The sequence below is a fragment of the Streptomyces sp. NPDC001231 genome, assembly GCF_042896885.1.
Classification (GTDB): domain Bacteria; phylum Actinomycetota; class Actinomycetes; order Streptomycetales; family Streptomycetaceae; genus Streptomyces.
Map to the genome: position 1 here is coordinate 21,359 of NZ_JBIAXS010000035.1, position 13,538 is coordinate 34,896.

The following is a 13,538-nucleotide window of genomic DNA, read 5'->3' on the forward strand; positions in this document are numbered from 1 at the left end:
GCCGATACACGTGCGGCAGCCCCGCCCAGTCCGGCCGGCCGTGACGGCGGGCACCTCCGTCCGATCAGGGAAGCAGCGATTGGAGATCACTCGGGATCTCGCTCGGCAGACCGCTCGGGAACCCGGAGGGCAGGGAGCTGGGGAGCCGGGTCGGCAGCTCGGTGGGGAGGCTCAGGGTCGGGGCGGGTGAGGGGCTCGTGGCGGGTGACGGGCTCGTACGCGGGCTGCTGCCGGAGGGCGGGTGCTCGTCCCGTGAGCCACTCCCCGAGGAAGCGAGCACCAGCACCAAGGCGACCGCGCCGGCGGCGGCCAGCACGGTGAGGAGGAGGAAGAGCGGGTTCCTGCGCTTCGGCGGCCCGGGCGGCCGAGGCGGTACGGGCGGGATGGCCATGGCGCCCATCATCGCCGCCGGCCGGACAACGCGCGGGCCCCGCGCGGAAGTCGATACGGACCCATGCCATGGATCGCACGGTTCCGCGGCATTCCGCGCGGGGACCGGTCAAGGGCGGACGGACGGCGTGCCTCCCGGAGCGCCCACGGCGCACGCGCACGTGCGGCCCCCTCGGCACGCGCGCGCGTAGGGGCCCTCCGGGGCACACGTACGCGTGCCCCGGGAGCCGGAACGCCTCCGTGTCAGCCGCGTGCCCCCAGCAGGTGGTCCATCGCGAGCTGGTCGAGCCTCTCGAAGGCCATGCCGCGAGCGGCGGCCGCCTCGACGTCGAAGTCCTCGAAGGCCGAGCGGTCCGCGAGCAGCGCCTCCAGGCCGTCCGCCGCCGTGGGCTGCGCCAGCTGGTCGAGCCGGGCGGCGCGCAGGGCCTCCTGGACCTCCGGGTCGGCCCGGAAGGCGGCCGAACGCTCCTTGAGGATGAGGTAGTTGCGCATGCAGCCGGCGGCCGACGCCCACACGCCGTCCAGGTCCTCGGTCCGCGGCGGCTTGAAGTCGAAGTGGCGCGGGCCCGCGTAGCCGGCGCTCTCCAGCAGGTCGACCAGCCAGAAGGCGGCGCGCAGGTCACCGGCGCCGAAGCGCAGGTCCTGGTCGTACTTGATGCCGGACTGACCGTTGAGGTCGATGTGGAAGAGCTTGCCCGCCCACAACGCCTGGGCGATGCCGTGCGGGAAGTTGAGCCCGGCCATCTGCTCGTGGCCGACCTCGGGGTTGACGCCGTACAGCTCGGGGCGCTCCAGGCGCTCGATGAACGCGAGCGCGTGGCCGACGGTGGGCAGCAGGATGTCGCCGCGCGGCTCGTTCGGCTTGGGCTCGATGGCGAAGCGGATGTCGTAGCCCTGGGAGGTGACGTACTCGCCGAGGAGGTCGAAGGCCTCCTTCATACGGTCCAGAGCGGCCCGCACGTCCTTGGCGGCGCCGGACTCGGCGCCCTCGCGGCCGCCCCAGGCCACGTACGTCTTCGCGCCCAGTTCGACGGCCAGGTCGATGTTGCGGATCGTCTTGCGCAGCGCGTAGCGGCGCACGTCGCGGTCGTTGGCCGTGAACGCGCCGTCCTTGAAGACGGGATGGGTGAAGAGGTTCGTGGTGGCCATCGGCACGGTCATGCCGGTCGCGTCGAGCGCCTGCCGGAAGCGCTTGATGTGCGACTCGCGCTCGGTGTCGGAGGCCCCGAAGGGGATCAGGTCGTCGTCGTGGAAGGTCACGCCGTGTGCGCCGAGTTCGGCCAGGCGCTGCACCGTCTCGACCGGGTCGAGGGCGCGGCGCGTGGCGTCGCCGAACGGGTCCCGTCCCTGCCAGCCGACGGTCCACAGGCCGAAGGTGAACCTGTCCTCGGGGGTGGGCTGGTAGCTCATGCCGCGGCTCCTTGCTCGCTTGCGACTATTTCGTCATGGCGATTTACAAATTAGTATGCCGACGCATCCCTGGGAAGGGAACAGAGGGCCCCGACCGGAACGGCACCCGCGTCGCCGGGCCGTGTACACCATGAGAACCGCAGGTCAGATCGCGCGAGCCGCGGAAAGAGGGAGAGCCGATGTCAGCAGCCGAGGGTCCGCTCGTCGTCGGTGTGGACTCGTCCACGCAGTCCACCAAGGTGCTCGTCGTCGACGCGGCCACCGGGCAGGTCGTGGCGAGCGGGCAGGCGCCGCACACCGTCTCGTCCGGTGACGGCCGCGAGAGCGACCCGCGCCAGTGGTGGGACGCGCTGTGCGAGGCGCTGCACCAGTGCGGGGAGGCGGCCCACGAGGCCGCCGCCGTGTCGATCGCCGGCCAGCAGCACGGACTCGTGACCCTGGACGCGCAGGGCGCCCCGGTGCGGCCGGCCCTGCTCTGGAACGACGTGCGCTCGGCCCCGCAGGCCCGCCGTCTCGTCGAGGAGCTGGGCGGTCCGAAGGCCTGGGCGGAGCGCACGGGCAGCGTGCCGGGAGCCTCCTTCACGGTCACGAAGTGGGCCTGGCTGGCCGAGCACGAGCCGGAGGCGGCGCGCTCGACGGCGGCAGTGCGCCTGCCGCACGACTACCTCACCCAGCACCTGACGGGCGAGGGCACGACGGACCGGGGAGACGCCTCGGGTACGGGCTGGTGGGCGTCCACGACCGAAGCCTACGACGAGGAGATCCTCGCCCTTGTGGGGCTCGATCCGGCGCTGCTGCCCCGGGTTGTGCGCCCCGGCGAGGTGGCGGGGACCGTGCGCGACAGCCACGACCTGCCGTTCTCCAAGGGCACGCTGGTGGCGGCCGGCACCGGCGACAACGCCGCCGCCGCACTGGGCCTCGGGCTGCGGCCGGGGACCCCGGTGCTGAGTCTCGGCACCTCGGGCACGGTGTACGCGGTGTCGCGCCACCGGCCCGCCGACCCGACGGGAACGGTGGCGGGTTTCGCCGACGCGCGCGGTGACTGGCTGCCGCTGGCCTGCACCCTCAACTGCACGCTCGCCGTCGACCGGGTCGCCGCCCTGCTCGGCCTGGACCGCGAGGCCGTGGAGCCGGGTACGTCCGTCACCCTGCTCCCCTACCTGGACGGCGAACGCACCCCGAACCTGCCGAACGCCTCCGGGCTGCTGCACGGACTGCGCCACGACACCACGTCCGGACAGCTGCTCCAGGCCGCCTACGACGGCGCCGTGCACGCCCTGCTCGGCGCCCTGGACCTGGTGCTCGACCAGGACGCCGACCGCACCACCCCGCTGCTGCTGATCGGCGGCGGCGCCCGGGGCACGGCCTGGCAGCAGACCGTACGGCGCCTGTCCGGGCGGCCCGTGCAGATCCCCGAGGCCCGAGAGCTGGTCGCGCTGGGCGCCGCGGCCCAGGCCGCGGGGCTGCTCACCGGCGAGGACCCGGCTGCCGTCGCCCGCCGCTGGCGGACGGCCGACGGCCCGGTGCTGGAGGCGGTGGACCGCGACGAGGCGACCTTGAACAGGATCTCCGGGGTAGTCTCCGATGCGGCACCGCTCCTGGAGCGCGGGACGCGGACCCCCTGACGGACGCCTGCCGACGGACGGCCGTCCACCGGCCGTCCGCCCGCATCGCACCGCGCGGCGTGGATTCGCCGGCGGACACAGACCAAGGACGACGGAGGCATGACCGCACCGCTGCACGAGGCCCGCCCGGCCGGTCCGGGGCGCGCGCTGCCCGACACCCAGCAGGGCATGCGCCGCCGCAACCTCGCCCGGGTCATGCACACCGTCCGCGCCGAGGGGCCACTGTCGCGGGCGGCGGTCGCCTCACGCATCGGACTGACCCGGGCCGCGGTGTCGACCCTCGTCGACGAACTGGTCCGGACCGGGCTGCTGGAAGAGCTGGGACCCGAGCGGCCCGGCCGGGTGGGCCGCCCCGGTTCGGCGCTGGCCGTCAGCGGCCACGGCCCCGCCGGGGTCGGCGCGGAGGTCGGGGTCGACCACCTCGCGGCCTGCGTGGTCGACCTGCGCGGCCAGGTACGGGCACGGGCGGTACGGCACGGAACCAACCGCGGCCGCTCCCCTGAACCGGTGACGCGCGACCTCACCGCACTGATACGACAGGTCGTCGCCGAGGCGGAGCGGCAGGACCTGTGGCCCGCGGGACTCTCGGTCGCGGTGCCCGGACTGATCGCACGGGACGGCCGTACGGTCGTACGGGCTCCCAACCTCGACTGGAACGACACCGACCTCGGCGCCCTGCTGCCGCCCGGCCTGCCCCTGACGGTGGACAACGAGGCGAACTTCGGAGGGCTCGCGGAACTCTGGCTCGGCGAGGACACTCCGCGTGACTTCCTGCACGTGTCGGCGGAGATCGGCATCGGTGCCGCCGTGGTGGTCGACGGACGACTGCTGCGCGGGACGCGCGGTTTCGCGGGCGAGCTGGGACATGTGCCGGTCGAACCGGAGGGGCCCGCCTGCCCGTGCGGCGGGCGCGGCTGCCTGGAGCAGTACGCGGGAGAGGAAGCCGTACTGCGGGCGGCCGGCCTGGAGCCGGGCGAAGGCCGGGTAGGCCTGCTCGCCACCCGCGCAGCCGAGGGCGACGAGGACGTGCGGCGGGCCCTGCGCGACGCCGGCAGGGCGCTGGGCGTCGCGCTGACCGGGGCCGTCAATCTGCTCGACCCCCGGAGCGTCGTGCTAGGCGGTGCCCTGGCCGCACTCGCGCCCTGGCTGCTGCCCTCCCTGGAGGCCGAGTTGGCGAGCCGGACCGCGGGGCCCGCCTGCCCCGTGTCCGTGTCCCGGCTGGGCCCCGAGGGGCCGCTGCTGGGTGCCGCGCACGCGGTGGTGCGGGCCGTCCTCGACGACCCGGCGGCGGTGGCCGAACGCGCCTGATCGCAGGCCCACTTCACCCGATCGAGTGGCGGAGTTCTCCACATCTCCCCGGGCGTCCACCGAACCTCGCCGGGCTCTCCTTCCCAACCCGCCAGCCCCGTAACGTGATTCACGCGAGGTGCCGCCGTCGAGTCGGATCGACCGCGGATCTCATGTGGACGAAGGGGATCACATGACGGGGGAAACACGAGCTGTCCCGGACACGCACGTCCTGTCCGCCCGCCCGGCACACCGGCCGGTGGACGCGGTCCGGATATCCCGGGTCGCCGCGGTGGATTGACTCGTGCGCGACCGCGGGTTCGGCAGGCCGAACCCCGGCCACCCCGGCCAGTTGGCCACCCGGACCGACGAGTCCCCGTTGGCCGATCCGTGTGACACCGACTCCGTGCGTGGCCAAGCTCCGCGAGGAGCGGCCGTCGGTGAGCGAGACTCACCGCGGACCGCACGACCTCCCCACCGCCCTCCCGCACCACCTCCCCACCACCCTCCCGCACCACCACTCCCCCACAGAAAGGCCACCGCCCATGGAACGGGCACGACCTCTCCCCAGCCGACGACACCTGCTCAAGGGCGCCGCTCTGGCCGCCGTCCCCTACGCCCTGCTTCCCGCCGCGCAGGCCGGCGCGCGACCCAGGGCAGTGGACTACCCGAAGGCCGAGTGGCAGCCGGCGAGCAACTCCAACTACACCGCGTCCGGTCGGCCCATGAGCTACTCGGTGGACCGGGTGGTCATCCACGTCACCCAGGAGACCTACGCCAGCACCCTGGCGATCTTCCAGAACCCGAAGAAGGAGGTGTCCGCGCACTATGTCGTCCGGTCCGCCGACGGACACGTCGCGCAGTGCGTCCTCGAGTCGGACATCGCCTGGCACGCCGGGAACTGGGACTACAACACCCACAGCATCGGCATCGAGCACGAGGGCTGGGTGGACGAGCCCGCCTACTTCACCAACGCCCTGTACGAGAAGTCGGCCAGACTCACCGCGGCGATCTGCGACAGATACCGCATCCCCAAGGACCGCGCGCACATCATCGGGCACTATGAAGTACCGGGCACGGACCACACCGATCCCGGGCCCAACTGGGACTGGGTGCGTTACATCAGACTGGTGAACTTCGCCTGACGGCGAGCTCTGACGAAGAGGTTGTCCGGGGGCGCGCCGGGAGTGACGATGTCCCCAGCCGCATCGCCGTCCGGGGAGGCCGCGTTGACCGATCCGTGGGTGGCCCTGGAGCCGGGAGCCGACCCTGCCGAGCGTGTTCGGGCCCTGCGCCGGGCGCACGAGACGTTCACCGCGGTGGGCGCGGTGCCGCGCCCGGTGCGTCCGGTGGTGGCCGACTCGTGGCGGCGGTCCGCGCGGGCGGGTGTCGGGCCGGACGGCACCGCGAGCGTGGAACTCGCCGACAGCGACCTCGGCACCTACCGGGCGGAGCATCCACTGGCGCCGGTGATGCCACTGTTCCGGGAGTTGCTGGGCACGTTCGCCGCCGACGGGGAGCATCTGCTCGCGGTGTGCGACGCGCACGGCAGACTGCTGTGGGTGGAGGGGCATCCGGAGACGCGCCGCAAGGCGGACAGGATGAACTTCGTGCCGGGCGCGTGCTGGTCGGAGTCCGCTGTCGGAACGAACGCGCCGGGCACGGCGGTCGCCCTGGACCGCCCAGTGCAGGTGTTCGCGGCCGAGCACTTCATCCGGCGTGTCCAGCCCTGGACGTGCGCGGCGGCCCCGGTGCACGATCCGCGCACGGGACGGGTGCTCGGAGCGGTGGACATCACCGGTGGGGACGGGCTCGCCCACCCCCACAGCCTCGGTTTCGTGCGGGCGGTGGCGCGGGCCGCCGAGTCCGAACTGACGCTGCTCGCCCCGCGCCGGCCCCCCGCCGACGCGGCCGAGCTGACCGCGCTCGGACGGGACGAGGCCCGGCTGGTGGTCGGCGGTCGCGGTGTCCGCCTGAGCCGTCGGCACAGCGAGATCCTGTTGCTGCTGGCCCGCCACCCGGAAGGCCTGACCGGGGACGAGCTGCTGTGCGCGCTGTACGAGGACGAGTCGGTGACACCGGTGACGCTGCGGGCCGAACTGGCCCGGCTGCGCAGGGTGCTCGGTCCGGGGCTGCTCTCCTCGCGCCCGTACCGGCTGGCCATGCCGGTCTGCTCGGACGTGGCGGTCGTCCAGCACCGGCTGGAGACAGGGGCGGTCGCGGCGGCCGCCGCGGCGTACTCCGGTCCGCTGCTGCCCGGCTCGCAGGCTCCCGCGGTGGTGCGGCTGCGGCAGCGTCTCGCCGACGGCATGCGGAGCGCGCTGATCGCCCGGCGCGACCCCGACCTGCTGGCCGACTGGGCGCACGCGCCGTGGGGCGAGGACGACCTGGACGTGTGGCGGGCCCTCGTCGCCGTGCTGCCGACCGCGACGGCCCGGGCCCGGCTCGCCGCGCTGGAGGCGGAGCTGGCGGCGCCGCCCGGCTGGTCCCGTACGGCACCCCGCTGACGTCTCCGGCCCGACACGGCCCGGCGGTGGTCCGCTGCGCAACGTCCTTGCAACGTCGGCATGTCTAGCCTCGCGCCGAGAGCTGCCCAACGGCGGGCAGCGCTGCTGAGGGAGGCAGACCAGGATGACCCGTTACGCGGCGCCCGGCACCGAGGGCGCGATCGTCTCCTACCAGACGCGCTACGACCACTTCATCGGCGGCGAGTACGTGCCGCCGGCCCGCGGACAGTACTTCGAGAACCCGTCGCCGGTGAACGGACAGCCGTTCACCGAGATCGCGCGCGGAACGGCGGAGGACGTCGAGCGGGCGCTGGACGCGGCGCACGCGGCCGCCCCGGGCTGGGGCCGTACGTCCGTGACCGAACGCTCCGGCATCCTGCTGAAGATCGCCGACCGCATGGAGGCCAACCTCGAGTCCCTGGCGGTCGCCGAGAGCTGGGAGAACGGCAAGCCGGTCCGCGAGACGCTGGCGGCCGACATCCCGCTGGCCATCGACCACTTCCGGTACTTCGCGGGCGCGATCAGGGCGCAGGAGGGTTCGCTCGGGGAGATCGACAACGACACGGTGGCGTACCACTTCCACGAGCCGCTCGGGGTGGTCGCGCAGATCATCCCGTGGAACTTCCCGATCCTCATGGCGACCTGGAAGCTGGCACCCGCGCTCGCCGCGGGCAACGCGGTGGTGCTCAAGCCCGCCGAGCAGACCCCGGCCTCGATCCACTACTGGATGAGCCTGGTCTCCGACCTGCTGCCGCCCGGGGTGCTGAACATCGTCAACGGCTTCGGTGTGGAGGCGGGCAAGCCGCTCGCCTCCAGCCCGCGGGTGGCGAAGGTGGCGTTCACGGGCGAGACGACGACGGGGCGGCTGATCATGCAGTACGCCGCCGAGAACATCAAGCCGGTCACGCTGGAGCTCGGCGGCAAGTCGCCGAACATCTTCTTCGACGACGTCTCGGCGGCGGACGACGACTTCCGCGACAAGGCGCTCGAGGGCTTCACGATGTTCGCGCTCAACCAGGGCGAGGTGTGCACCTGCCCGTCCCGGGCGCTGATCCAGCGCGGTCACTACGCCGAGTTCGTCGAGGCGGCGGTCGCCCGCACCAAGCTCATCACGACGGGCCACCCCCTCGACACCGACACCATGATCGGCGCCCAGGCGTCCAACGACCAGTTGGAGAAGATCCTCTCCTACCTGGACATCGGCAGGCAGGAGGGCGCGCGCGTCCTGACGGGCGGCGAACGCATCGAGCACGACGGTGAGTTGAAGGGCGGCTACTACGTCCAGCCGACCATCTTCGAGGGCGACAACCGGATGCGGATCTTCCAGGAGGAGATCTTCGGCCCGGTGGTCTCGGTGACGTCCTTCGACGACTTCGACGACGCCATCAAGATCGCGAACGACACGCTGTACGGGCTCGGCGCGGGCGTGTGGACCCGGGACAACGGCACCGCCTACCGCGCGGGCCGCGCCATCCAGGCGGGCCGCGTCTGGACGAACTGCTACCACGCCTACCCCGCGCACTCCGCCTTCGGCGGCTACAAGCAGTCCGGAATCGGCCGCGAGACCCACAAGATGATGCTGGACCACTACCAGCAGACGAAGAACCTTCTGGTGTCGTACTCGGCACAGAAGCTCGGCTTCTTCTAAGGGCACGAGAAAAGGCGCCTGACCTGGGCTTTTGCACGTCAGGCGCCTTCCTCTTGCCCCGCTCAGACCTGTGCCTGATTTATGTCGCGACTCCCAATCTATCCCGCCGGTATCCCACGCCTGACCAGCTGTTCCGGACCAGTCGCGGACCAAAGCCCCGGCTCACCCGTCAGGAGCAACACCATGGCTGCCCCGTTCCCACTCCTCCATCGACTGCTCGATGAGACTGTTGGCCCGATCCCGCACACCGTCCAAGAACTTGGCGTAGTAGCGGAAGAGAACCTCGATGCTCCGACCCGCGCGGCGAGCACATTCGGCCGGCTCCACGCCGGAGTACAGCCAGAACGAGATCCCGGCATGACGGAGGTCATAGGGCCGCTTGGCCAGCCCAGAAGAGAGTTCCGTGCGGGTCAGCACATACTCCCGTGCCCTCGCCCACGTCAAGCCATACGCGGACATGTCGATGTAGTTGCCTCTCTGGTTCCGGAACAGCCGGCCGTCCGGCGCCACTCCGAAACGCTCAATGTGCGCACAGAGGACGCGCACCAACTGCCGCGGGATGGGCACAGGCCGGGTCGCGGTGGCCGCGCGGCGTTTGAGTGAGTGCACCTCGTGCTTCCTTTCCGCCCGGGCCGTTTGGGCCCTCCACCCTGACTCAGGGCCACGGCCTGGTTTTCACCACCCGCGATCGGCCGGTGGCCACCAAACGCGGCTGGTCGAACGGGCCGATGCGGCACGGCGTGAGCACCGTCCGCTCCGGCCATCGGCACACCCTCGGCCTCGTCTTCCACGACGCCGCATGACCCCCGCCCAAGCCGCTACCGACGAACCCGCACGCACCTACATCCTGTGCGGCGCGGACGGACAGTCTTACCAGAGCCCGGTACCCGGCACGCTCGGCGGACACCGCCGCGGCCGGCTGTACGGGCGGCTGGACTGCCCGTCCGCGCTGCGGGCCATCGCCCGCGGTCACTACGTCACACACCGGGTGTTCTTCGCCGACGAGGCCGCCGCTGTCGCCGCCGGATACCGGCCCTGCGCCGTGTGCGTGCCCAATACGCCCGCTGGAGAGACAACCGAGGAAGCACCACCACCCCATGAGCCCCCTCACCGAGCAGGGCGAGGACTCCCGCTCGCCCCTCATCAGCCCAGCCGAGCTCGCCGCCCACGTCGGCGACCTGCCCCTGCCCCGGCCGCACACCGGCGCCGAACTCGCCTCGCTCCACGGCCTGCTGACGGGGCCGAAGTCGCGGATCGAGACGGTCGCTATCGGGCACAGCCGCGACGACGCCTCCCGCGCCGCCGCCCAGGCATTCGCGCAGGCGTGGACGGCCCGCGGCGGACGTGTGCTCACGGTCGTCGGCTGGCCGGAGGCGGCCGCCTCCTGGCTGCGCCCGGCGAGGCGGCTGACCGTCGAGACCCCCGACGCCTGGGTGATCGCCGCCTCCGTGCTGGGCTTCGCCCAACTCGCGCGCCGCCTGCACAAGTCCACCGAATTCGACCCGGCCCGCACCGTAGCGTTCTCCTCGCTGAACACCTCCCGTCTGACCGCGCTCGCCGGCCCCAGCACACTGAGCGGTATGCGCGGCGCAAGCGCCGACGGCGGCACCTGGGACGTACGTGGGGCCTGGGTCACCTCCTGCCCACCGGCGGAGGTGACTGCGTGAGCGCGGTGATTCCCCGTCCCGCCATGGAGGTCGCACCCGGCGCGATGCACGTACCGGGCTGGCTCACCCTCGACGAGCAGCGCTAACTGGTCGCCGCCTGCCGCGCCTGGCCCGCTGGCCCGGCCCTCATCCGTCACACCCGGCTCCCGCGCGGCGGCATCATGTCCGTCCGGACCGTGTGCATCGGCTGGCACTGGCAGCCCTACCGCTACACCCGCACCGCCGGCGACGTGAACGGCGAACAGGTCGCCCCGTTCCCCGACTGAATGGTGATGCTGGGCCGCCGCGCCCTGCGCACGGCGTACGGCGACCAGCAGGCGGCGGACGGCTACACCCCGGACACCGCGCTGATCAACTTCTACGACGGGCAGGCCCGGCTCGGCATGCACCAGGACAAGGACGAACGCTCCTCCGCACCCGTCGTGTCCCTGTCCGTCGGCGACACCTGCGTCTTCCGCGTCGGCAACACACAGACCCGCACCAAGCCCTACACGGACATCGAACTCGCCTCCGGCGCGGTCCTGGCCCGGCCGGACCTGACAGTCGGGCGCACGGCCTTGCGGCAGCCGTCGACTGCGCTCGGCAGTCCGGCCGTCCTGGCCGTCGGTGGTCACGGTTGACCAGCCGCCCGTACCGCCCGGTCCATCACCGTTTGAGGATGCCCGCCCGCAGCAGCAGCGCCTCCACCATCAGATCGAAGATCTCGCGCGGGCGGGGGGAAGCGGGCTCCGAGATGTATTGGAGGACCGCGCCGTCCACAGCGGCGACGTAGCCGCGCGCCAACACCCGGGGGTCGACGTCGGAGTGCTCGCCTGCCGCGTCCAGCGTCCGGGCGAACACATCGCCGAGCGTCGCTTCGTAGCGCGAGTACATCGACTCGGCCAGAGCCGGGTGCGTGCCGTCCCGTACCGCCCAGGTGACCAGTTCGATCTGGGCTCGCAGGTCGGCCGGGGTGGTCTCGATCAGCGTCCAGAACGCCGCCGAGATCCTGTCCATGACCGCCCGTAGACCGCCCTCCAGGGGAACCTCGTCGGGGACTGGGTCGCGAACGAAGCGTTCCAGCCAGTGATCGGCCGCCGCGCGCATCAGTTCGTCCTTGTCGCGGAAGCAGTAGTGGAGCGTGGCAAGCGGTGCACCCGCCTGTTGCGCAATGGCGCGCAGCGTGACCTGGTCGACGCCGTTGCGCCGCATCAACTCAACAGCTGCCTCGATGAGTTGTCGCCGCCGCTCGGTGGTGGGAACCCGCACGATGCCTCGTTCCTTCTCATGTCCCTCATGCCCGCCCGCTGCGCGGACCGTGTCCACTGGGGGCGGAGGTGTCCGTCGCCTGACCATCCGTTCCCGGAGCGCTCCCGTCACCCGGTTCTCCCGTGTAGCCGCTCTCACGGTCCGGCGTTCGGCACTGTACCGGTTGGTAACACTCCGCGACATGGACGCTTGACTAAGACTATTGACCTAGACAGTTGACCATGTTTGACTCCGGCCCACAAGACGCCTCCAGCGAAGTTCTCCGGGCGGCTTCCTTCCGTGGTCAGCGGGCCAACGCAGCCCGATCGGCCATCCGTTGGACGCCGTATCCGACCGTCTCGCGACTTCCAAGGGCTACCGCCCGAGGCTGTGAGGACGGGCCCCCTACGACACGTTGAGCCATCACCGCCTCAGCGCCGCTACAGGCGTGCGGCTGCTTACCCCGCATGACCCACCGCGCGTGACAGCGCGTCCACCCCCGGGCTACGGCCCGCTGATCCACGAGGTGCACAGCACATGGCAATCAACCTTCCCCGCCGGCGGGCGCTGCTGGCCGCCGCCGTGGCCTGCTCACTGGGACTCGCTGCTTGCTCCCAGGAAGGTTCGGGGGCAGTCGGCAAGGACCAGCCCTCGCCCAAGCCCGCCCCGACCCAGGCGTCCGGCCTGTCCGCCGACCCCACGAAGAACACCCCGGACACGCTGCGGGCGGCTGTGACCAAGAAGGACTGGGCTGTTCCCGTCCAGGTGATCGACTGTGCGTCACCCGGCTGCGACGGCCACCGCACACCGGGTGTCTACACCCCGTTGCCCAAGGACCAGATCAAGGGCGACTGGACGGTGTGCGCCCTGCTCCCCCACGTCAAAGACCCCTACTGGCTGGGGCAGAACGAGGCCCTGGTCGCCGAGGCCAAGCGCACCGGCGTCCACCTCCAGGTGTATGAGGCGGGCGGCTACACCGAGGTCGGCAAACAGCTCGACCAGCTCTCCAACTGCGTGGCCAAGGGCGCCGACGCGGTGCTGATCGGCGCGGTCAGCAACGAGGCGCTGAACCCGAAGATCGAGGAGATCGTCGACCAGGGCGTCGTCGTGATCGACACGGTCAACGGCGTCACCTCCAAGAAGGTGCACGGCCGGGCCCTGTTCGACTACTGCACGCTCGGCGGCAGCCTCGCCAAGCACCTCAAAGCACAGGGCAACCCTGTCAGCGGCGTCTGGTTCCCCGGCCCTTCGGGAGTTGGTTCGTTGGAGCAGTTGATGTCCTGCTTCAAGGACCAGGCCAAGGGCAGCGACATCAAAGTGCTCGGCACCAAGTACGGCGATACCGGCAAGGACACCCAGCTCAACCTGGTGGAGAACGCCCTCGGCGCCTACCCCGGGATGGATTACATCCTGGGCAGCGCCACCACTGTCGACGCGGCCTACGGGGTGCTGAAGGAGCGGGGTCTGAGTCGCAAGGTCCGTACCGCCTCTTACTACTTCACACCCGATGTGTACGCGCTGCTGAAGTCCGGGGACGCCACCTGCGCCAGCGCCGGCAACGACCTGATCCTGTCCCGCATCGCGATGGACATGGCGCTGCGGGTACTGGAGAACAAGCCGTTCGTCGGCGGTCCTTACATCGGTACCAACGCCCAGGTGATCTGCGGTCCGGCTGCCGGAGCGAAGGCCGACAACCTCAGCGAGCTGGTCCAGGAACTGAACCTTCCGTCGGCGGGTTTCCGGCCCGTTTTCAACGTCAACTGAAGGGACGTTCGTC

Annotated in this window: 11 protein-coding genes and 2 pseudogenes; 9 read left to right on the forward strand and 4 right to left on the reverse strand. The window is 71.5% G+C overall.

All coding sequences use genetic code 11. From position 1 onward, the window contains the following. Nucleotides 1-64 precede the first annotated feature (64 nt). Complete coding sequence (locus tag ACFY3J_RS32745; RefSeq protein WP_384183784.1) at nt 65-391, reverse strand: hypothetical protein; 327 nt, start codon at nt 389-391, stop codon at nt 65-67. A 242-nt stretch (nt 392-633) separates the two neighbouring features. Further along, nucleotides 634-1,800, reverse strand: coding sequence for a xylose isomerase (gene xylA, locus ACFY3J_RS32750; RefSeq protein ID WP_384183781.1), 1,167 nt, complete (start codon nt 1,798-1,800; stop codon nt 634-636). Nucleotides 1,801-1,979: 179 nt separating this feature from the next. Here xylA and xylB point away from each other — a divergent pair, with 179 nt between their 5' ends. The 5 genes from xylB (at nt 1,980) to ACFY3J_RS32775 (ending at nt 8,867) form a co-directional block, all read left to right on the forward strand. Further along, on the forward strand, nt 1,980-3,425 hold the full coding sequence (gene xylB / locus ACFY3J_RS32755) for a xylulokinase (protein WP_390842339.1): 1,446 nt from the start codon (nt 1,980-1,982) through the stop codon (nt 3,423-3,425). A gap of 99 nt (nt 3,426-3,524) precedes the next feature. Next, nucleotides 3,525-4,733, forward strand: a complete 1,209-nt coding sequence (locus ACFY3J_RS32760; RefSeq protein ID WP_384183775.1) for an ROK family protein — start codon at nt 3,525-3,527, stop codon at nt 4,731-4,733. A gap of 524 nt (nt 4,734-5,257) precedes the next feature. Beyond that, complete coding sequence (locus tag ACFY3J_RS32765; protein ID WP_390842365.1) at nt 5,258-5,857, forward strand: N-acetylmuramoyl-L-alanine amidase; 600 nt, start codon at nt 5,258-5,260, stop codon at nt 5,855-5,857. 48 nt (nt 5,858-5,905) lie between these two features. After that, on the forward strand, nt 5,906-7,219 hold the full coding sequence (locus ACFY3J_RS32770; protein WP_390842340.1) for a GAF domain-containing protein: 1,314 nt from the start codon (nt 5,906-5,908) through the stop codon (nt 7,217-7,219). 124 nt (nt 7,220-7,343) lie between these two features. Further along, the gene (locus ACFY3J_RS32775) at nt 7,344-8,867 is read left to right on the forward strand and encodes an aldehyde dehydrogenase family protein (RefSeq protein WP_390842341.1); all 1,524 of its coding nucleotides are present in this window, start codon (nt 7,344-7,346) and stop codon (nt 8,865-8,867) included. Between the two features lie 162 nt (nt 8,868-9,029). On the opposite strand, the gene ACFY3J_RS32780 is transcribed toward ACFY3J_RS32775, so the two are convergent. Further along, nucleotides 9,030-9,476, reverse strand: a complete 447-nt coding sequence (locus ACFY3J_RS32780) for a hypothetical protein (protein ID WP_390842342.1) — start codon at nt 9,474-9,476, stop codon at nt 9,030-9,032. A 35-nt stretch (nt 9,477-9,511) separates the two neighbouring features. On the opposite strand from ACFY3J_RS32780, the pseudogene ACFY3J_RS32785 reads away from it, so the two are divergent. The 3 genes and pseudogenes from ACFY3J_RS32785 to ACFY3J_RS32795 all read left to right on the forward strand — a co-directional run. After that, nucleotides 9,512-9,670 (forward strand): annotated as a pseudogene (locus ACFY3J_RS32785) (2OG-Fe(II) oxygenase); the annotation flags it as partial. Nucleotides 9,671-9,964: 294 nt separating this feature from the next. Beyond that, a complete protein-coding gene (locus tag ACFY3J_RS32790; RefSeq protein WP_390842343.1) occupies nt 9,965-10,534 on the forward strand; it encodes a hypothetical protein in 570 nt (189 codons plus the stop codon). Between the two features lie 23 nt (nt 10,535-10,557). Beyond that, a pseudogene (locus ACFY3J_RS32795) lies at nt 10,558-11,049 on the forward strand (alpha-ketoglutarate-dependent dioxygenase AlkB); the annotation flags it as partial. Nucleotides 11,050-11,179: 130 nt separating this feature from the next. Here ACFY3J_RS32795 and ACFY3J_RS32800 read toward each other — a convergent pair. Then, a complete protein-coding gene (locus ACFY3J_RS32800) occupies nt 11,180-11,782 on the reverse strand; it encodes a TetR/AcrR family transcriptional regulator (protein ID WP_384183761.1) in 603 nt (200 codons plus the stop codon). 516 nt (nt 11,783-12,298) lie between these two features. Between ACFY3J_RS32800 and torT the strand changes: the two genes are divergently transcribed. Then, nucleotides 12,299-13,525 (forward strand): TMAO reductase system periplasmic protein TorT, encoded by a 1,227-nt coding sequence (gene torT / locus ACFY3J_RS32805; protein ID WP_384183758.1) that lies wholly within the window; start codon nt 12,299-12,301, stop codon nt 13,523-13,525. The last annotated feature ends 13 nt before the right edge of the window (nt 13,526-13,538 follow it).

What these genes read in the sequence shown, in the direction of transcription:
- ACFY3J_RS32745 (WP_384183784.1), bottom strand. Translation starts at nt 391, where the DNA reads ATGGCCATCCCGCCCGTACCGCCTCGGCCGCCCGGGCCGCCGAAGCGC.
- xylA (WP_384183781.1), bottom strand. Translation starts at nt 1,800, where the DNA reads ATGAGCTACCAGCCCACCCCCGAGGACAGGTTCACCTTCGGCCTGTGG.
- xylB (WP_390842339.1), top strand. Translation starts at nt 1,980, where the DNA reads ATGTCAGCAGCCGAGGGTCCGCTCGTCGTCGGTGTGGACTCGTCCACG.
- ACFY3J_RS32760 (WP_384183775.1), top strand. Translation starts at nt 3,525, where the DNA reads ATGACCGCACCGCTGCACGAGGCCCGCCCGGCCGGTCCGGGGCGCGCG.
- ACFY3J_RS32765 (WP_390842365.1), top strand. Translation starts at nt 5,258, where the DNA reads ATGGAACGGGCACGACCTCTCCCCAGCCGACGACACCTGCTCAAGGGC.
- ACFY3J_RS32770 (WP_390842340.1), top strand. Translation starts at nt 5,906, where the DNA reads ATGTCCCCAGCCGCATCGCCGTCCGGGGAGGCCGCGTTGACCGATCCG.
- ACFY3J_RS32775 (WP_390842341.1), top strand. Translation starts at nt 7,344, where the DNA reads ATGACCCGTTACGCGGCGCCCGGCACCGAGGGCGCGATCGTCTCCTAC.
- ACFY3J_RS32790 (WP_390842343.1), top strand. Translation starts at nt 9,965, where the DNA reads ATGAGCCCCCTCACCGAGCAGGGCGAGGACTCCCGCTCGCCCCTCATC.
- torT (WP_384183758.1), top strand. Translation starts at nt 12,299, where the DNA reads ATGGCAATCAACCTTCCCCGCCGGCGGGCGCTGCTGGCCGCCGCCGTG.